At 45.6% G+C, this 18,773-nt stretch carries 13 protein-coding genes and 3 pseudogenes; 8 read left to right on the top strand and 8 right to left on the bottom strand.

What is annotated here, in order from left to right:
• The 5 genes and pseudogenes from ppdK to BHV83_RS21760 all read right to left on the bottom strand — a co-directional run.
• The coding region (gene ppdK / locus BHV83_RS10010; RefSeq protein WP_286757457.1) for a pyruvate, phosphate dikinase at positions 1-2,669 on the bottom strand (2,669 nt) is incomplete at its 3' end.
• Positions 2,670-2,936: 267 nt separating this feature from the next.
• On the bottom strand, positions 2,937-4,997 hold the full coding sequence (locus BHV83_RS10005; protein ID WP_005641906.1) for an acetate--CoA ligase family protein: 2,061 nt from the start codon (positions 4,995-4,997) through the stop codon (positions 2,937-2,939).
• A gap of 79 nt (positions 4,998-5,076) precedes the next feature.
• Complete coding sequence (locus tag BHV83_RS10000; RefSeq protein ID WP_005641903.1) at positions 5,077-5,649, bottom strand: P-loop NTPase family protein; 573 nt, start codon at positions 5,647-5,649, stop codon at positions 5,077-5,079.
• A gap of 14 nt (positions 5,650-5,663) precedes the next feature.
• Positions 5,664-6,005: pseudogene (gene hypA, locus BHV83_RS09995) on the bottom strand (hydrogenase maturation nickel metallochaperone HypA).
• A gap of 96 nt (positions 6,006-6,101) precedes the next feature.
• Positions 6,102-7,901: pseudogene (locus BHV83_RS21760) on the bottom strand (Kae1-like domain-containing protein).
• Positions 7,902-7,940: 39 nt separating this feature from the next.
• Between BHV83_RS21760 and BHV83_RS09975 the strand changes: the two are divergent.
• From BHV83_RS09975 to BHV83_RS09965, 3 genes and pseudogenes are all read left to right on the top strand, one after another.
• A pseudogene (locus tag BHV83_RS09975) lies at positions 7,941-8,174 on the top strand (hydrogenase formation protein HypD); the annotation flags it as partial.
• Between the two features lie 9 nt (positions 8,175-8,183).
• The gene (locus tag BHV83_RS09970) at positions 8,184-8,420 is read left to right on the top strand and encodes a hypothetical protein (RefSeq protein WP_005649327.1); all 237 of its coding nucleotides are present in this window, start codon (positions 8,184-8,186) and stop codon (positions 8,418-8,420) included.
• Positions 8,368-8,640: an AIR synthase-related protein gene (locus BHV83_RS09965; RefSeq protein ID WP_046452613.1), complete on the top strand. Its 273-nt coding sequence runs from the start codon at positions 8,368-8,370 to the stop codon at positions 8,638-8,640. The genes BHV83_RS09970 and BHV83_RS09965 overlap by 53 nt, the downstream gene beginning before the upstream one ends.
• A gap of 134 nt (positions 8,641-8,774) precedes the next feature.
• Here BHV83_RS09965 and BHV83_RS09960 read toward each other — a convergent pair whose 3' ends face one another.
• Together BHV83_RS09960 and BHV83_RS09955 are read right to left on the bottom strand one after the other, a co-directional pair.
• Entirely contained in the window at positions 8,775-9,275 is a 501-nt protein-coding gene (locus BHV83_RS09960) for a thioredoxin family protein (RefSeq protein ID WP_005641889.1), read from the bottom strand.
• A gap of 419 nt (positions 9,276-9,694) precedes the next feature.
• Entirely contained in the window at positions 9,695-10,231 is a 537-nt protein-coding gene (locus BHV83_RS09955) for a hypothetical protein (protein ID WP_005641883.1), read from the bottom strand.
• 275 nt (positions 10,232-10,506) lie between these two features.
• On the opposite strand from BHV83_RS09955, the gene BHV83_RS09950 reads away from it, so the two are divergent.
• A complete protein-coding gene (locus BHV83_RS09950) occupies positions 10,507-11,781 on the top strand; it encodes a BamA/TamA family outer membrane protein (RefSeq protein WP_005641882.1) in 1,275 nt (424 codons plus the stop codon).
• A 106-nt stretch (positions 11,782-11,887) separates the two neighbouring features.
• On the opposite strand, the gene BHV83_RS09945 is transcribed toward BHV83_RS09950, so the two are convergent.
• Positions 11,888-14,443, bottom strand: a complete 2,556-nt coding sequence (locus tag BHV83_RS09945; protein ID WP_005641880.1) for a DUF5686 and carboxypeptidase-like regulatory domain-containing protein — start codon at positions 14,441-14,443, stop codon at positions 11,888-11,890.
• Positions 14,444-14,879: 436 nt separating this feature from the next.
• On the opposite strand from BHV83_RS09945, the gene thiD reads away from it, so the two are divergent.
• Genes thiD through thiC form a run of 4 tightly spaced genes read left to right on the top strand, consistent with a single transcriptional unit; the run spans position 14,880 to position 18,771 of the window.
• A complete protein-coding gene (thiD, locus tag BHV83_RS09940) occupies positions 14,880-15,719 on the top strand; it encodes a bifunctional hydroxymethylpyrimidine kinase/phosphomethylpyrimidine kinase (RefSeq protein ID WP_022322980.1) in 840 nt (279 codons plus the stop codon).
• Positions 15,716-16,315 carry a thiamine phosphate synthase gene (locus tag BHV83_RS09935; RefSeq protein WP_046452612.1) on the top strand — a complete coding sequence of 200 codons (600 nt, stop codon included), beginning with the start codon at positions 15,716-15,718 and terminating at the stop codon, positions 16,313-16,315. The genes thiD and BHV83_RS09935 overlap by 4 nt, the downstream gene beginning before the upstream one ends.
• Positions 16,306-17,043: a thiamine phosphate synthase gene (locus BHV83_RS09930; RefSeq protein WP_005641871.1), complete on the top strand. Its 738-nt coding sequence runs from the start codon at positions 16,306-16,308 to the stop codon at positions 17,041-17,043. Before BHV83_RS09935 ends, BHV83_RS09930 begins: the two co-directional genes overlap by 10 nt.
• Before the next feature lie 21 nt (positions 17,044-17,064).
• The gene (gene thiC / locus BHV83_RS09925; protein ID WP_022322977.1) at positions 17,065-18,771 is read left to right on the top strand and encodes a phosphomethylpyrimidine synthase ThiC; all 1,707 of its coding nucleotides are present in this window, start codon (positions 17,065-17,067) and stop codon (positions 18,769-18,771) included.
• Positions 18,772-18,773: the final 2 nt, after the last annotated feature.

The raw sequence follows: 18,773 nt of genomic DNA, 5'->3' as shown, positions 1-18,773 counted from the left end.
AAGGGTGAACAGGATACATAGTTCAGTCCTACTTTGTGGCAGAACTTCACAGAAGAAGGTTCACCGCCATGTTCGCCACAGATACCACATTTCAGATCCGGGCGGATAGCACGTCCCTTTTCTGTTGCCATACGCACCAACTGTCCCACTCCATTCTGATCGAGAACTTGGAACGGATCGACTTTCAGAATCTTCTTTTCCAAATAAACAGGCAGGAAGGAAGCGATATCGTCGCGAGAGTAACCGAAGGTCATCTGTGTCAAGTCGTTTGTACCGAACGAGAAGAACTCGGCAGAAGAAGCAATACGGTCGGCAGTCAATGCCGCACGCGGAATTTCGATCATCGTACCGACCTTGAAGTCGATGCTGTCTCCCATTTCTTCAAACAACTGTGCGGCAGCTTTACGGATCACTTTTTCTTGTTCCTTGAATTCGTATAAGATACCCGTCAGCGGAACCATGATTTCAGGTTTAGCTTCAATACCTTCCTTCTTCAGTTCAAGAGCGGCTCCCAAAATGGCACGTGTCTGCATTTCTGTGATTTCGGGATATGTGTTACCCAAACGGCAACCACGATGTCCTAACATCGGGTTATGTTCACATAATGATTCAACTCGTTTCTGGATCTCTTTTACCGATACGCCCATTGCTTCAGCCATTTCTTCCTGACCTTTCAGATCGTGAGGAACGAATTCATGCAAAGGAGGATCGAGCAGACGCACGGTTACCGGACAACCTGCCATTGCCTTGAAAATACCTTTGAAGTCCTCCTTCTGGTAAGGCAGGATCTTTGCCAGTGCATTCTTACGTCCTTCCGCATCTTCCGCCAGGATCATTTCACGCATGGCTTTGATTTTTTCACCTTCGAAGAACATATGTTCCGTGCGGCACAAACCAATACCTACAGCACCGAAATTGCGTGCGATCGTAGCATCGTGCGGAGTATCGGCATTCGTGCGAACCTGTAACTTCGTATATTTATCTGCCAAAGTCATCAATTCGGCAAAATCACCGGACAGTTCGGCAGCCTTCGTCTCTACCTTTCCGACATAAACCGTACCGGTCGTACCGTTTATAGAAATATAGTCGCCTTCTTTCAGCTTAATACCATCGACTTCTACGGTCTTATTCTTATAATCGATTTCCAAAGCTCCGGCACCGGATACGCAGCATTTACCCATACCGCGTGCAACAACGGCAGCATGCGAAGTCATACCACCACGAGCAGTCAGAATACCTTCAGCAACAGCCATACCAGCCAGGTCCTCAGGGGATGTTTCGATACGGACCATTACGATCTTCTTTCCGTCAGCATGCCATTTTGCCGCATCATCGGCGAAGAACACGATCTGCCCTGTTGCCGCTCCCGGAGATGCCGGCAAGCCTTTCACCCAAACTTTCGCCTGTTTCTCGGCCACCTTGTCGAATACCGGGTGAAGCAGTTCATCCAGTTTATTCGGTTCGATACGTTTCAATGCTGTCTTCTCGTCAATCATACCTTGATGCAACAAGTCGATTGCGATTTTAACCATTGCAGCACCGGTACGTTTTCCGTTACGGGTTTGCAGGAACCACAGTTTTCCTTCCTGCACGGTGAATTCCATATCCTGCATATCATGATAATGGTTTTCCAGCTTTGTTTGCAGTTCGTCCAGTTGCCTATAGATTTCCGGCATGGCTTCTTCCATTGAAGGATATTTGGCGACGCGGTCTTCTTCTGAAATACCAGCACGTTCCGCCCAACGCTGCGAACCAATCTTCGTGATCTGTTGCGGTGTACGGATACCAGCCACCACGTCTTCGCCTTGTGCGTTGATCAAGTATTCACCATTGAAGAGGTCTTCTCCGTTACCGGCATCACGAGAGAAACATACACCGGTAGCGGAAGTATCGCCCATATTGCCGAACACCATAGCCTGTACGCTGACAGCCGTGCCCCATTCGGCAGGAATCCCTTCCATCTTACGATAGAGGATAGCGCGTTCGTTCATCCAGCTGTCAAACACAGCACAAATGGCGCCCCAAAGTTGTTCATAGGCGGAAGTCGGGAAATCCTTACCAGTCTGAGCCTTGACAGCCATTTTGAATTTAGCGACCAGTGCTTTCAGATCCTCCACATCCAGTTCATTGTCAAGCTTCACTCCTTTCGCTTCCTTGACTTCTTCGATAATTGCTTCAAATGGATCGATATCTTCCTTGTTGGTCGGTTTCATACCCAACACGACGTCTCCGTACATTTGTACGAAACGGCGATATGAATCCCATGCAAACCGAGGATTGTTCGTCTTACGGCTTAGTCCTTCCACCACTTCATCGTTCAAACCTAAATTCAGGATTGTGTCCATCATACCCGGCATAGATGCACGTGCACCGGAACGAACGGATACCAACAACGGATTGGCAACATCTCCAAACTTTGAATTCATCAACGTCTCAATATTGGCGATTGCCTTTTCAACGTCTGATTTCAACAATTCAACCACTTTGTCTTTTCCTAAATCATAATATTCGGAACATACTTCTGTGGTAATAGTAAAACCCGGAGGAACCGGAACACCAATCAGATTCATTTCGGCAAGGTTAGCACCTTTACCACCCAGCAGATTTCTCATATCTGCTTTACCTTCGGCTTTTCCATTTCCGAATGTGTAAACTCTTTTTCTTTCCATATTCGACAGTATTTAATTTTAGATTTTAGTTTTGCTATCTCCAGATTGCAATGCTGCAAATATATGCTATTTAAAGATCGCATTCGCATGTATGGTTAAATAATTTTAGATGTTTTACAACTATTTTTTACCATCCATATTCGGTAAATAACTACATTTGCGTGCGGGAATTTTTAAAGCCTAAAAGAAATGTCCTGTATTCCAAAAGTTTTTTATAAGACTTTCGGAATACAGGACATTTAGTATCAGAAATTTATCCAAGATCAATCACTTCTCAATTCGTATACGTGCATCTACGGCAAACAACCCCCGCTCAGTCGCAACAAGAGGATTGATGTCCATTTCCTTGATTTCGGATGCAAAACGGAGCAATGTGGACAGGCGGACTATGATATCCGCATACTGCTGTTCATCCACTCCCCGCTGGCCGCGTGTTCCCTTTATAATAGGATAACCGCGCAGGGAACGGATCATGGAATAAGTTTCGTCATACGACAGAGGTGATAGACCATAAGAGACGTCTTTCAGCACTTCGACAAAAATGCCTCCCAGACCGCAAAGCACGACATGACCGAACCGGTCTTCATACTTAGCTCCTAAGAACAACTCCTGCCCTTTCAACATCGGTTGTACCATAACGGCCGTCACATCAGGCAGACGCATCATCCGTTCATATTCGAATATCAGATGCTCCTCACTTCGGATATTCAAGGCAACGCCCCCCATATCGCTCTTATGTATAGGACCGACTACCTTGGCTACAACCGGGAACTTAACTCTCTTGGCGAAAGCGACCAGTTCGTCGCGGTCAGTCGACGTGAACTCTTCTACCAACGGTATCTGGGCCGCTTTCAGCAAAGTACGGACTTCTTCAGGATTCAAATAACCGCTGCCCGGCAACCGGTCGATAATACGGCGAACTTCGGGCACGTCAACACCATACAACTGTATATCCGTACTCATGGGCTTCGGCGTGTTGAGCACACGCGAGAGGGCTGTACCCAACGTCACTTCATCCGAAAAGTTCACATGACCTTTCTTCACGAAACTTTTCACTTCCGGACCCGCTGTTACGATGGATGGCAATACCGGAAAAATCGGCTTCTTGCACTCCTCCATTTTCTTATGAAGCACTTCATAAGTATCGTATAATTTTACCAAACCCGGACTGCCAAAGATAACCATCATCAGGTCAATATCTTCGAAACAGTTCTCACAGAAATCGATAGCGGTGGCCAAATGTTCGGGAGTACCTGTACCGATAATATCTATCGGATTGCCGACAGCAGCTCCCGGATATAGTTTGGATTTCAATTCTGCGGCAAGCGGACCGTCCAGCTTAGGAACGTTCAGCCGTCCCTTTTCCAGTGCATCCGCCAACATTACTGCCGGACCTCCGGCATGCGTGATAATCGCACAGTTTTTACCCTTCACTTCTTTCAAGGTAAAGATACTGGCAACGGTTGTTAATTCTTCACGGCTGAAACAACGCACAATACCCGCTTTGCGAAACAGGGCTTCCACCGCCGAGTCCGAGTTGGCAATCGCTCCTGTGTGGGAAGATGCGGCACGCTTACCGACATCCGTACTACCCGCTTTTATAGCTGCGATATGACAACCCTTGCGAATCAGGGAAGAAGCATGATACAAGAGCTTATCCGGATTTTTGATCTGCTCGATATAGAGCATCTTTATTTTGGAGTCAAGGACCGGGTCAAAGTTGCGATCCATATATTCGATCACTTCTTCCACTCCGATCTGCTTGGAGTTACCGACAGACCAAACCGAAGAAAAACGGAGTCCTTTTGTCAGAGCCGATTCAATAATGAAAAGTGCCGTACCGCCAGAACTGGAAATAAAATCGACCCCGTCTGCATGAAATTCGGGAATCGGCTGAGTAAAAACACCATGATAATGCATATTCATCAGACCGATGCAATTCGGACCGATCAATGAAGCACCGGCTTCGTTAATACTTTTCAGCATCTGTTCTTCCAGAATCGCCCCTTCATGCGTTTCCTCTCCGAAACCAGCCGAAATGACAATGAACGCCTTTACGTTTTTCTGTTTGGCAAGCACATCCACAGCTTCCGGACAGGCCGGACCGGGAATAGAAATGATTGCCAGTTCCGTCTCTGGGATATCATGCACTGAATGATAGGATTTCAGGCCCTGCACATCGTCTTCTTTAGCATTTACGACATATAGTTCGCCTTTATACTTCCCGTCTAGTAGATTGCGAACCAAACGGCCACCCGGTTTATGTACATTATTGGATCCTCCCACCACTACGATGCTCTGAGGATTAATTAATTCTCGGTTAATCATGACATTTTGATTAAATTGATTCAATGAACGGGAACAAATATAGTCTATTTCTCCGTTTATCCATCAAATCTGGGGTAAATTATTTACATTTTGCACACTCTTTCACCAACCAATCACACCAGGCATCCATTCCTGTGCCTTTTGTCGCAGACACTTCGAATAGTTGCAAGTGGTGGTTTACTTTCAAGGCATTATTCCGCAACGTCTCCACATCCGTATCCAGATAAGGCGCCAAATCGATTTTGTTGATCACACAGATATCTGCCTCCAAGAAGATATGAGGATATTTCAACGGCTTGTCATCCCCTTCGGTGGTACTGACGATAACGACTTTCTTCGCTTCTCCCAAATCGAACATGGCAGGACAAACGAGAGTGGCATCAGAATTCAACTGGCGTATCGTTTCTTCCAATAATGTCGTTTTGCCGGAACCTGGAGAACTCATCAGATTCAGACAAAAAATATATTTCGCCTCAAAATAGCCTCTGTTACGTTCAGCCAACAGATTATTGCGCTGGAGAATATCCTGTTCCAGCGTTATTACTTTCCCTTCACCGTGATGACGGTGGTGATGTTCATGTCCGTGCCAGTATTCATGGTCATGAAGGTGATCGTGATGATGATGCTCTCCGCATCCGCAAGTTCCACACATAAGCGTTTGTCTTTTTATTTTATAACAATTGATTTAATCCGAAGTTCCCGCCCTTTTGTTATATTTATCAAATAAGAACCACAATTAGGACAGGGAGAAAACAAATTCCCGATAGGAAAGACCGTTTCGCAATCGTAGCACTGCCCTTCTCCGTCTACATAGCGGCGGATTATCTTCGCTTTTTCAAGCAAAGTGCCTTTAACTGCACTTTCCATCGCAAACTCCAATGTTTGCAGCTATACTCCGGCAAGACACCCTATCTCAAGCTCCACTTCTTCTATCTGCGAAGAATGATGTTCGCGAGCCTGCTGTTTGGATAGCTGAACGATACTTTGAGCGATCGACAATTCATGCATAACTTTAACGATATAACTACTTCATTTAAAACATAGGTGTTTTGCAATCAAAACATATATGATTCGTTTTCAAAACATATATGTTTTGCATTCATACTATAACTGCCTCTTCCGGGAAGCCGCTATTGCCAGTTGCCCGACCGCCACACCTCCGTCATTACAGGGTATATGTCCCGGTACGAACAGCGGGATACCAGCTTCGGCAAACATGCGCTGCAACTGTTCCGTCAGACGTTTATTCTGAAAACAGCCACCTGAGATCACGACTTTGTCCGTTCCGGTCTGCATCCTGTACTGTTTTGCCATCTCTACCAAAAGCCATGCCAACGTATTATGAAAACGGGCGGATAACCAGGTTACCGGAACTCCGGCTGCCAGATCTTCCAATATTCCTTCCAATACGGGACGCATGGAGATAGACTCCTTTTCTATTAAAACAGAATAACGACTTTGATATTCATCGGAAGCCAGTTGTTCCAGCTTAACAGGTGCTTCCGCCTGATGCGTGGAGACATCGCAGACGCAACCGGCCCGCACTGGAAAGATAGTCAGGGTGCAGATCGCAGACCAAAAGGGATGGCCGGAAACGAAAAAGATGTTGAAAACGTTCAAGTGATTCCTTATAGAATCGAAAGGTCTCCCAATTCTTTAGGTCACCGATATACTGGCTTTGCAGAATCGTTTCTCCCTCCCCTAAAGCAAACGTATTTACCTTTTCGGCTCTGAAAGCCAAGATTCCTTCAACCGGAACGTCAGCAAAGAACGGTTCCGGCACATATCCTCGCGAACGACGTATCAAGCAGGACTGACCGCCACAGACCTGTAACACAGAGTCATCCACCCGGTTATGGTGGAGCAAGAGGGGTATTTTACCGGCCAATTGCTTTTCTGCCTCTTCGGGGGTAATGGTTATCGGACATTCGCTGATATTGCCACTCGTCATCACCAATGCGGGTGTATCCAACCGTTCAAACCAATCGGAATGGAGCGGCATATAAGGAAGCATACATCCTAATGTCTCCATTCCCGGATTGACGGACGAAGCCAACAGCCGGAGTTGCTTCAACAGAACGATCGGGCGACGCCAGGAAAGCAAAGCCTTTTCTTCCACCCCATTCGAGAAAACGTATCGGCGGATATTCTCTATATCCCGAAACAGTACGGCAAAAGGCATGCCGCCTTTTCACTCCTCGCATCACAAATCAGGTGATAGCCTCCTATCCCTTTCGCGGCAATCACTTCACCCTCACGAAGCAAACGGGATGAAAGGTTGAGCAGTTCCGAATAGTCTGTTACCTTTACCTTATTATATAAGGCGTAATAAGACGGACCGCAATGGTTACAGGCAACAGGCTCAGCATGAAAACGCCGGTCGCTGACCGTTATATATTCTTTTCGGCAGGACGGACACATCGAGAAAGCTGACATGGTTGTTCGGCTCCTATCATAAGGCAGATCACGGATGATAGAAAAACGAGGTCCGCAATGCGCACAGTTGACAAAAGGGTATTGCAAGCGCTGCGCTTGTGTCTTCCGGTCACGTAAGCATTCGGGACAGACGGCAATATCGGGAGCAACCTGCGTCACCTCGTCCGATTCCGACCGACTGGGAGTAATACGAAAACCCATATATGGATTCCTAACTTCTATCCTTTCCGAAACGGTTATCCTATGTATGGAAGCCACCTTCGGATGTTCGCGACGTATGCGTTCGATGAAGAGTTCCCGTTGCACGGGAGTAAGGGCCGTACGGATACAGACCCCATTATTCCGGTTGTCCACTTCTCCACAGATATTCATTTCACTGGCGATCCGATAGATAAACGGACGGAAACCGACACTTTGTACCAAACCTTGAATGGTCAGGACTGATATGACAACTTCCTCCTCTTTCATCTTCTTCATTTATGTTTTGACAAATGTAATCCCTTTCACAAGGATGCCTCATACCTTCTTCTCTCGGCAGACACGGAGGCGTATAAAAAGTGCTTTGACGATCTTGCGTCGAGCGTGGAAAAGAGACAGTGCATCGCTGGTGATATTATGCGAGGAACAAAACAAACGAAAGACTGCCCTTTCTTTGGAACGATTTGCACACCCGAGCATCCGATCGGTGCACCGATGGTTTCTTCGGAAGGGGTTTGTGCTGCTTACTATAGATATAAATAGATACAGAATATGATAACGACAAATTGTCCCATTCCTTTCTCCGATTCCGACTGTGTGTTATTGGCACACGGTGGCGGCGGACGAATGACGCACCAACTGATAAGCAGCATCTTCTATCCTGCTTTCCGCAAATCCTTGTTGGAACAAGATCATGGCGGATGCGTAATCGGCGTCGTTCCCAAAGGTGTCCACATTGCTCCCGATTCCCGATGCCGTGCGCGGCGCTTCAGAGATTTTAGGACTTGATCCGCTTCATATCGCCAACGAAGGACTGGTGCTGGTGATCTTACCGGATGAAAAGACGGAGCAGGCTCTTGCCGTCATGCAGAATTATCCGGAAGGAAAGAACGCAGCTGTTATCGGCTGTATTCAGGAAAAAGGCTATGCACTGGTTAAAATGAAAACGTTGTATGGCAATTACAGGATCGTCGATATGCTCAGTGATGAACAGTTGCCGAGGATATGATGACAAAGGCACCATTAAACAGTGCATACGCACCGCACTACTTACTAAGAAGAATCAACAAAATAGACTAATATAATAAAAAAAGAGCTGCCCCTTTTGATAAGGACAACTCTTTTTTGCTAATAATCTGCTGATTAACCCTTCTTCAATACCTTCGTCAGATCTTCCGGGGCTACATTGGCAGCAATAATAACCCCCTTGTCGTCAATCAGGAAGTTACAGAATCCCTTTTGCAGGTTATACTTCCCAAACAATTCTGACTTTCTGCCAAGTTCTTCATGAAATTGCTTTGTACCTTCCAATTTGTCGGCTTTTACCGTTTCAGTAAAAATGGATTCTTTCTCGTCTAAAGAGATCGAATACATTGCAATCTTGTCTGAACTCAACTTGTTGACTTCATTCCATAATTGAACGTTACGAGCCCGCGATTCAGCATCGTAAGTTGCCCAGAAATTCAGCAATGTGTAACGTCCTGAATGATTTTGAAAACTGAAATTGCTCTCGGTTCCTAAAGACTCTATTCTCGGAGCAAAGTCGCCAGGGTTAATGCCGACTGTCGGCTTTGCGTTTTTAGTTCCGGCAGACACAGCAAGCAATGCAACCGCAACAAAGAGAACATAAGCTCTTACTTTCATATCATCATTTTTATGTTAAACTTAATCGGAGCATCCTTTAATTGCCTTTTTCTCCGACTCCTGATTTTCAGGAAATAAACAAGGGCTTCACCTTCGCTAAAGGATCGCTTTCTTGTTTTTAACGGCTGCAAATATACAGGCAAAAGCCCTATTTAGCCAAATGATATAACACTTTTCAGCCGAAAAGCAAGGTTTTTTATATGTTTTATCGCATAAACAGATCGAAAATGATATGTTTTGCAACATATCATTAATCTTATTTCACATATACCTGTCTGTCGATAAACCAGAACTTATGGCAGTGGGACAATTTCATCGCTGGAACTTTAGATACCGACCGACACAGATATTGTCGAAAGTGACAAATAACTACAAAAAGAAAGCATTTGGTTCTGAAGCCAAGTGCTTTCTTTTTGTAGTTATTTACTTTGCTGACTGTCCCCATAGGGAGAAGGCATTGGCATCCCTTCCTTTATATATTCGTCATATACAACAGTCGGATGATCCTGCGGAGATGTGACATTATATTCTTCTTTGAAATTATCGCGACGGAAGTTCTTCAATTTCAAGTTCTCCGAACTATAAGTACGCAAGGTCTGCCTCTTATTCCCAGTTAATGAACTTTCCACTACTTCCGAATCCAAAATATTCATTTTGGGGGTAAGAGACGGCAAGAGCTTCTGTTCGAGTAAACCGCGATAGGCTCCGATGTATTCACACCAGACGGCATTTCCACGCGTAAAAATACGATAAGTATAATTGGACCATGCTGTCCGGATATGGATTTCATGTTGCCAGATTTCGATACAAGCTTCTGACTTATAGTTCGGATCCTTGATCGTTATCCGCTCCAGTCCATGCATTTTTTCAAGAATTTTCGTTTGCCACTTGTCTGAATGCATTATTTCTGCAATAATCTCAGGCAATTTTTCCTTAATTTCAAACTGAATTTTCATCTTCGTGTGCCTGCCAGTCAGGACTTCTTAAGGTTGCCAGGTTCTGTTATTAAACAATATCTCTAAATTAATAACAATTAATACACATGGTTTGTTTACACAAACAATCGTTTTTTGTACAGCCCATGCTATATTGCCATGATTACCGACAAATTCGGGGGAATAATAGATGTAGATCTACAGCAAGATGAAAGGCTGACCTTTTGGTTCCGTTTGCCCCTCTGAAATAAATCCGATTTTTTTTCTACATTTGCCCTCATTAATAGGATTAGTCAATGCTTAAATATATTGTTGTATTTGCGGGAGCCTCTTTACTTGCGATTTCTTTGCCAGCAAAGGCTCAGGAACAACGCGATATCGTTGCGCTCTCCTCTGAAGAAATAATGACTCCTTCAGATACCGTGCCTCGAAAGAAGACTGTCATCGTAGACGGAGTGGAATTGAACGAAAAGCAGTTGAAACGTTACTATCGTCAATTGCGTAAAGATTCCATCCGGGCCCACAAAAACATATGGTGGTCTGTACTGGGCGGTCCTTCATATACACCAGAAGCTTCGTTCGGTGTGGGTGGTGCCGTCCTTGCCAGCTTCCGAATGAATAAACAAGACACTATTTCCCAACGTTCTTTCCTGCCTGCCGGTTTGAACCTGTCTATAAATGGGACCATTGTTGTAGCTGGCGCTGGAACGTTTTTCTTCAATGAAAACCGTTTCCGTATCTATATGAATTATGGTTATCGGAACGAGCCTTCACACTATTACGGGAAAGGATTTGAAAAGGCGGAGAATCTCGAAAGGGGTGATTCCACTACTCGGTTTCATCGAAGCTATTTTCAATTGTACCCCCGATTCGTATGGGAAGTCCGCCCACATTTTTATTTAGGCGGCTTGTTTGACTTGAACTACACAAAGGTTTCGGATGTTAATCCGGTGATGGAGGAAGATCCCTATTTCCAACAGTTCAAAAGGAAATACTTCAACGTCGGTATCGGCGGACTTATCCAATATGACACTCGTGATGATGTGGCGACACCTACGCGCGGTATGTTGTTAGGAGCTAATTTCAAATTGTTCGGTAAATATTGGGGAGGCGCTTATAACTACGAGATCATCGAGCTTGAATACCGACAGTTTAAAAACGTATTTCGTCCACGCAGTACGCTTGCCTGGATTGCCAAAAGCCAGATCGGCTTAGGGGACATTCCTTTTACGGAACTCCCGACTTTCGGTTCTCCTTTCGACCTTCGTGGTTACTATATGGGCAAGTACCGGGACAAGTCGATGGCTTACGGAATCGTTGAATACCGTCATATGTTCGGCTCTCCGGCCAAATACAAAAGCGGGAATTTTTGGGCAAAATGCGGTTTTGTGGCATGGGTCGGAACCGGAACGATCGGGGAAACTCCTTTTGACTGGAATAAATGGAAACTAAATTTCGGAGCCGGCCTCCGCTTTCAGATGCAACCGGGAAAAAACTTCAGACTGGACGTAGGGAAAGAACCCGGGCAGCCGGGCATGCAGGTCTATATGAATATGACAGAGGCTTTCTAAGAAGGGAAATAAATCCAACTTTCTATAATTTAGGCATGGATTACACGGAAACCACCACGAAAAGAAAACAGTTGTCCGTGAAATCCGTGCCTGAAAAAACATAATATCAGAATGACATTCGCATCATGAACCGAACCCCTTTCGTCTGGATACCCGGATGGTCGCGATAGTTCAAACGCCATACGTAATCAAGGCGAAGGAACTTAAAGATGTTTTCAATGCCGATACTGGCTTCCATATAAGGAGCTTTGCCCAAGGTGTACGAACCGTTAGGGAAAAGATACAGCCCCTCTCCCCCATTCATCGGATTGTTCTTGTCGGTCAGATGTCCCCATAGGCCGCGGAAACAGAATACTTCTCTCCATTTCAACTTCTTGACAAGCGGCAGGCGGTTCAACAAGTTTCCGTTCATGTAATATGTCAAATCCCAGGAGGCATATTCGTCGCTGATGAACTCCATCGCATTCATGTTCGTATAAGATTCCGGCTGGATCGTATACGAAAGATTTGCATTCGGCAGGATCAACAAAGGATATGGAACCTTGTTCCATACTTTTCCCGCTTTCGTGATAAGATCGACATAACCGAAAGCCGAGAACCAGAAACGCTTCTGAATACCGATATCCGTACGGTGATAATCGTACGATGAACCCAGCAAATCTTTCTTTGCCATTACATGGCTGAAATTGAAGATCAGCGCATCGAAAGTAATCGGATAGCGAAGGTTACGTGTCTGGTAGAACTTTTCATCCTTGGCATAACGGAATTTCAACTCCAGTTCCGTCATATCATAGCTCTTGACCGGGCTAATGGCTCCATCCGGTCCGATCCGGTCAAACACCGCATATTCGGTTGCATATTCGCGACGGTTACGGATGACAGCCCCATAAGCCAGACCATTATAATGTTCGTGGTAGTAGGTCAGTTCAGCTTGCCGCAGATAAGTGGCCCGCGTATCTTTCTGGCGTTTCCAGGCCAAGAACATATTATCCTTGCTGGCATACATGTATTGCTGTCCCAACTGGTTGATATCGTACATATATTCCAGGCGGATCGAGTTCAGCGGAAATTCCTTACGGTATTCTTTACGATCATTGAACGAATACTCGACAAGAGCATCATATTTCAGCTTTTCATCTTTTGTTCCATACGCCATATATCCGTCAAAAAACAGGTTCCTGCTAAATGCCGTCGTTGTTGTTCCTCCCACACGGAAACGGGCTCCTTCGATTGCATTGCCACTGATTGCCGTGTTCATGGGCCCGAACTCAAATTTACTTTTCAGCGGGTCCTTATTCGTCGGGATATAGCCGGACACGAGGACTGAAACTACTTTCTCCGTTATATAAAAGATCGGAACAGAACGGAATTTAGCCATCAGCTTTTCGACCGAGTTCGGATTCTTCTTTATTGCCTCCTCCGGACGGTTACTTGTCCAAAAATCCTCCGATTGCTGATAAGCGTCTTTTAGCGTAATGACGGGTGCACTCTCCTTAAACACAAGCGCCCGTTCGGCATCGGGTTCATCAAAAGAATGGTTGCTGTAGATATTCAATCGCCGCGCATACATACCTTTCGATTTCTCGCTCAATTTGAAGTTGACGTTGATGTCGTCCTTCGTAATGATCCGGGTACTGTCGGGCGTGCGTTCGAATGTCTGTTCGATCGTCATTCCGGAAACGAAGTTCAGGTTGATGTCTTTGGGGACATTCAAAATTGCCTTCTGTACAAAGAACGTAGAATCAAGTGTAACAAACAGATGGCCGGTGAAACCAAATGTTTCCGAGTTGAAAGGAACAAACCCCAAATCCACACATTTCTGTCCGTTCACATTTAACGTATCGAGCAGATAATATTTGTAATAATTCGGTCCGATAGTAGACAGCGGACTGACAAATCTCTGTAAAAACAGAGGAATATCATTCTTGAAAATATCGACTTCCCGGAAAACCTCATTCAAAAACTGCTGGATACCATCACGCGAGAATATCTCATCCACACCTGATGACTTGTTTCCTTTCACAATACGCTTTTCCGACTTCGGCTCTTTACGGTAATAGACAGATTCCACCTTTTCCTTTTCCGACACCGGAAGAATAGTCGTACCGACATCAAGCGTATCGACAAAATCGATCAGAAAATCGAATTTGCCCGGTTTTCCGTTCTTTTTGGGTTTGGGATGATAGTCATTCATCGCAAAGACCATCTTCTCATATTGATCGTATTGGAAATAATCGTGGTTACGCGGATCATTGCTTTCCCGTGAAGCAATCACTTGCTTTACAAACTTAACGGCCGGATTCTCTTTCTTGCTGTATTTCTCCTTCTTGGGCTTTACGACGACCTCATTCAACGTGATCCCGTTCGGAGCCAATTTTATTTTCAGATTATTCGTTTTACCCGGAATGACCTTCACTTCTTTCGTGTCATACCCTAAATAAGATACCTCCAAATTCTTGACATCGGTCAAAGCGGAGAATGAAAAGTTGCCATCCCCGTCAGTCGCTGTTCCAATTGTCGTCCCTTTAAAGATAAGAGAAACATAAGGTAATCTTTCTCCTGTAATTGAATCGGTTACAACTCCCTTTATAATAGTATTCTGTCCGTTTGCTATCCATACCGTAAACAAGGATGCCAGCAAAAAAACAATCTTCTTCCCCATCACGATTTTTTATCCTTTTATTTTTACTTTATTCCCAAGAAACTGTTTTTATTTTTTACCTCATGATTCGAGATAGCTTTTTGGAACATATTCGTCACCCTAATGAGAAAGATAGCGGGCTATCTAGCGAAGGAGCGGGACGGATATGACCAAAAGAAACTCAAAGCATAGACAAAACCAACAGCAAAATAAGCTGTTTGTAAAAAATCAAAACAGTTTCTAAATAAACCGCTGCAAAAGTATAACAGATTCTTTTTACAGAGTGTTCCAAAACACGCACATTATATTCCAATTACAAAAAATCTTCCTACCTTTGTCTCCCGAAAGGGGTGCCATACTGTTAACGGGCTGAGATTATACCCTCATGAACCTGATGCGGGTAATGCCGCCGTAGGAAAGAACAGATTAGGCTTTTTCCCTCCTTTTGTATATAGAAATGAAAATAAACACGACGTTTCGCTATCCGGTGGCACTTACTATTGCCGGTTCAGACAGTAGTGGTGGTGCCGGAATACAAGCGGATCTGAAAACATTTTCGGCTTTAGGAGTCTTCGGAACCTCTGCCATCACATCGATCACAGCCCAAAACACACAGGGAGTAAGAGGCATACACGCAGTTTCTCCAGAAATCGTCGAAGGGCAAATTCATGCCGTATTCGAAGACTTAACCGTCGATGCCGTTAAGATCGGGATGTTGCATAACTGGGAAGCAGCCCGGATCGTTGCCTGCTCAATCGATCATTTCTGCCCGTCGAAAATCATTCTCGACCCAGTTATGATTTCGACAAGCGGCAGCAAGCTGATAGAAGATGAAACCATCGAAGTCATCGTGAAAGAACTTTTCCACCGCGTCACACTGATCACCCCAAATATTGACGAAGCAGCCTTTCTCTCCGGTATGCAGATACGCAACGAGGAAGAAATGGAAATGGCCGCACAAAAGCTGTTGGTCTCGGGATGCCGTGCCGTATTGATGAAAGGCGGCCACTTGGAAGGTAAAGAAATGGCCGATATTTTGTTTACACACGATGAAGCTCCGCTCCGACTGGCTGTGCCGACCATTCAGACTCAAAATACACACGGTACAGGTTGCACACTCTCGTCCGCCATCGCCGCCTATATGGCTTTAGGAAAAGAACTGCCAGACGCTGTACGTGCGGCAAAAGATTACATAACGGCAGCCCTTCATGCCGGGGCCAATGTTGAGACTGGACATGGACACGGACCTCTCAATCATTTTTTCGATCCGGTTCCCCTCATAAAAATAGAAGTATGAAAAAGCTGATCGTTATTACTTCGCCCTATTTTTTCAAGGGAGAGGATTCCATCCTTTCACATCTGTTTGATGAAGGGATGCAACATCTTCACCTGCGTAAACCGGATAGCGAAGCAAATGAATTGCGCAAGTTGCTGGATCGGATTCCGGATATCTACTATCCGAAAGTCGTGCTTCATGACTGTTTCAACCTGGCAATAGAATATGGCCTAGGCGGCATACACCTGAACAGACGCAACAACCAGTCGCCAGACGGTTTTACAGGCACAATCAGCTGTTCATGCCATTCGATCGAGGAACTCGAACAGTTCGGGAAACTCGACTATCTGTTTCTTAGCCCGATTTTTCAAAGCATATCCAAAGAAGGTTATGGGAACGGTTTCAAGCCGGAAACACTCAGACAGGCTTCCAATGCCGGGATCATCAATGATAAAGTCATAGCCTTAGGAGGCATAGACCTGACGACCCTTCCCCTTCTACGCCCTTTCTGCTTCGGGGGAGCTGCCGTGTTGGGAGCAGTTTGGGGAGACTCCCCTTCGGCAGATAAAGAGGATTCTATTATCACACAATATAAAAAGCTACAAGCATGGAATTAGACGATTTTTTATATACAAGTGCAGGTAGAGGAAGGTATGCCTGTTTTACCGGTACTAATCGGTTGATGTTCATCACACACCGTACGAATAAATACACAGAACTGGATGAGGTCAAGATGGTGACCAAAGGCGGTTGTACTTGGGTACAGCTCCGCATGAAAGAGAATTTGAACCTGGAAGTTGCCAAAGCAATCGCCCATTTTACCCTGTTTGACTGCGATACGGATTGCGCCTGCTGTCTGGACGACGATCTGGAAATGGCTTTCAAAGCCGGTATTCACTGTGTCCATTTAGGTAAAAACGACATACCGGTCTCCGAAGCCTGGCACCGTATCATCGAAAAAGGGAAAGAGGATCTTTTCCTGGTGGGGGCAACAGCCAACACGTTCGAAGATATCCTGAAAGCAGACCGGGAAGGAGCTTCTTACATAGGCTTGGGCCCCTACCGCTACACCGAGACCAAAAAGAACCTGAGTCCGGTGTTGGGGTTGGAAGGGTATCGAAAAATCATGGAACAATGCAGAGAAGCTGGCCTTGAAATTCCTATCTTTGCCATCGGAGGGATCGAGTTTGAAGATATTGCACCATTGATGGAAACAGGAATAGAAGGCATCGCCGTTTCCGGAGCGATCATCAATGCTGAAGATCCGGTCGAAGAGACACGCCGTTTCATCCGGGAGATCAACAAACATAAACCGGACCCTTGCAGGGACGATTCTGAAATATAAAAAGAATAAAATAATACAGCTATGGCAAATAAAAACAGAATACGTATCACGTATCCTTCATCGGAAAAGATCTACATACCCGGCAAGATACATAAGATAAATGTGGGTATGCGAAAGATCAAAATACTGGATACCGTCACACGCGATGAGAACGGAGAGTTGGTCCACAAAAAAAACAATCCCGTCATCGTGTATGATACCAGTGGACCTTATTCGGACCCGAAAATCCCGGTCAATACGCAAAACGGCATTCCCCGTATCCGCGAATCCTGGTATGCAGGACGCAAAGACTTGATCCGCCTGGAAGAACTGACTTCCGATTATGGCCGGCAGCGCCTCGCTGATTCCTCACTGGATCACATCCGTTTCCCAAAACATCATCTACCCTATCGTGCCAAAGCGGGGAAAAACATCACCCAACTGTATTATGCGAAACGGCGCATCATCACTCCGGAAATGGAATATGTCGCCATCCGCGAAAACCAGCAGATCGAGGCGTTAGGATTGAAATCATATATCACTCCCGAATTTGTCCGCAAAGAAATTGCCGCCGGGCGTGCCATCATCCCAGCAAACATCAACCACCCCGAAGCAGAACCGATGATTATCGGCCGGAAATTCTTAGTGAAGATCAACACCAATATCGGCAACTCCGCCCTTTCGTCCGGTATAGACGAAGAGATCGAAAAGGCTGTATGGAGCTGCAAATGGGGAGGCGACACCTTGATGGATCTTTCGACAGGAGACAATATCCATGAAACCCGCGAATGGATCATTCGTAACTGTCCGGTTCCGATGGGAACAGTCCCTATCTACCAGGCTTTGGAAAAGGTGAACGGAAAGATAGAAGACTTGAGTTGGAAAATCTATCGCGACACACTGATCGAACAGGCTGAACAGGGAGTCGACTATTTCACCATCCATGCCGGTTTGCTTAAAAAGCATATCGAACTGACACAAACGCGCTTGACAGGTATCGTCTCACGCGGAGGCTCAATCATGGCTAAGTGGATGCAAATCCATAATGAAGAGAATTTCTTGTATACACATTTCGCCGAAATATGCGAGATATTGAAAATGTACGATATCGCCGTTTCGATCGGCGACGGGCTTCGCCCGGGCTCCATCTACGATGCGAACGATGCCGCCCAATTTGCCGAACTACATACGATGGGGGAGTTAACCCAGGTTGCCTGGGACCAGTTTGTACAGGTCATCATCGAAGGTCCGGGCCATGTCCCGATGAATAAGATCCAAGAGAACATGAAAGAACAGCAATATGCTTGCCATAATGCCCCGTTCTACACGTTAGGCCCGCTAACAACAGATATCGCCCCAGGTTACGACCATATCACATCGGCTATCGGAGCCGCCCAGATTGCCTGGCACGGCACAGCAATGATCTGTTACGTCACTCCGAAAGAACATCTCGGTTTACCGGATAAGGAAGATGTCCGCACGGGTGTCGTCACCTATAAGATCGCCGCCCACGCCGCCGACCTGGCAAAGGGACATCCCGGAGCACAAGTCCGTGACAATGCTCTGAGCAAAGCCCGCTTCGAATTCCGCTGGAAAGACCAGTTCAATCTGTCTTTCGATCCGGAACGCGCCCTTCAATATTACAAGGACAGTGCCGTGACGGACGGTGAATATTGCACGATGTGCGGCCCCAACTTCTGTGCCATGCGGCTGAGCAAGGATTTACATAAAGAAAACTGCGATATATAAAG

This window comes from Parabacteroides sp. merdae-related_45_40 (assembly GCF_001915675.1).
Note: the sequence above shows the minus strand (reverse complement) of the source record. Positions and strands in the feature narration are given on the sequence as shown.

Excerpts from the sequence above, each read along its gene's own strand:
- BHV83_RS10005 (WP_005641906.1), bottom strand. The coding sequence starts at position 4,997 with ATGATTAACCGAGAATTAATTAATCCTCAGAGCATCGTAGTGGTGGGA.
- BHV83_RS10000 (WP_005641903.1), bottom strand. The coding sequence starts at position 5,649 with ATGTGTGGAACTTGCGGATGCGGAGAGCATCATCATCACGATCACCTT.
- BHV83_RS09970 (WP_005649327.1), top strand. The coding sequence starts at position 8,184 with ATGATAACGACAAATTGTCCCATTCCTTTCTCCGATTCCGACTGTGTG.
- BHV83_RS09960 (WP_005641889.1), bottom strand. The coding sequence starts at position 9,275 with ATGAAAGTAAGAGCTTATGTTCTCTTTGTTGCGGTTGCATTGCTTGCT.
- BHV83_RS09955 (WP_005641883.1), bottom strand. The coding sequence starts at position 10,231 with ATGAAAATTCAGTTTGAAATTAAGGAAAAATTGCCTGAGATTATTGCA.
- BHV83_RS09950 (WP_005641882.1), top strand. The coding sequence starts at position 10,507 with ATGCTTAAATATATTGTTGTATTTGCGGGAGCCTCTTTACTTGCGATT.
- BHV83_RS09945 (WP_005641880.1), bottom strand. The coding sequence starts at position 14,443 with ATGGGGAAGAAGATTGTTTTTTTGCTGGCATCCTTGTTTACGGTATGG.
- thiD (WP_022322980.1), top strand. The coding sequence starts at position 14,880 with ATGAAAATAAACACGACGTTTCGCTATCCGGTGGCACTTACTATTGCC.
- BHV83_RS09935 (WP_046452612.1), top strand. The coding sequence starts at position 15,716 with ATGAAAAAGCTGATCGTTATTACTTCGCCCTATTTTTTCAAGGGAGAG.
- BHV83_RS09930 (WP_005641871.1), top strand. The coding sequence starts at position 16,306 with ATGGAATTAGACGATTTTTTATATACAAGTGCAGGTAGAGGAAGGTAT.
- thiC (WP_022322977.1), top strand. The coding sequence starts at position 17,065 with ATGGCAAATAAAAACAGAATACGTATCACGTATCCTTCATCGGAAAAG.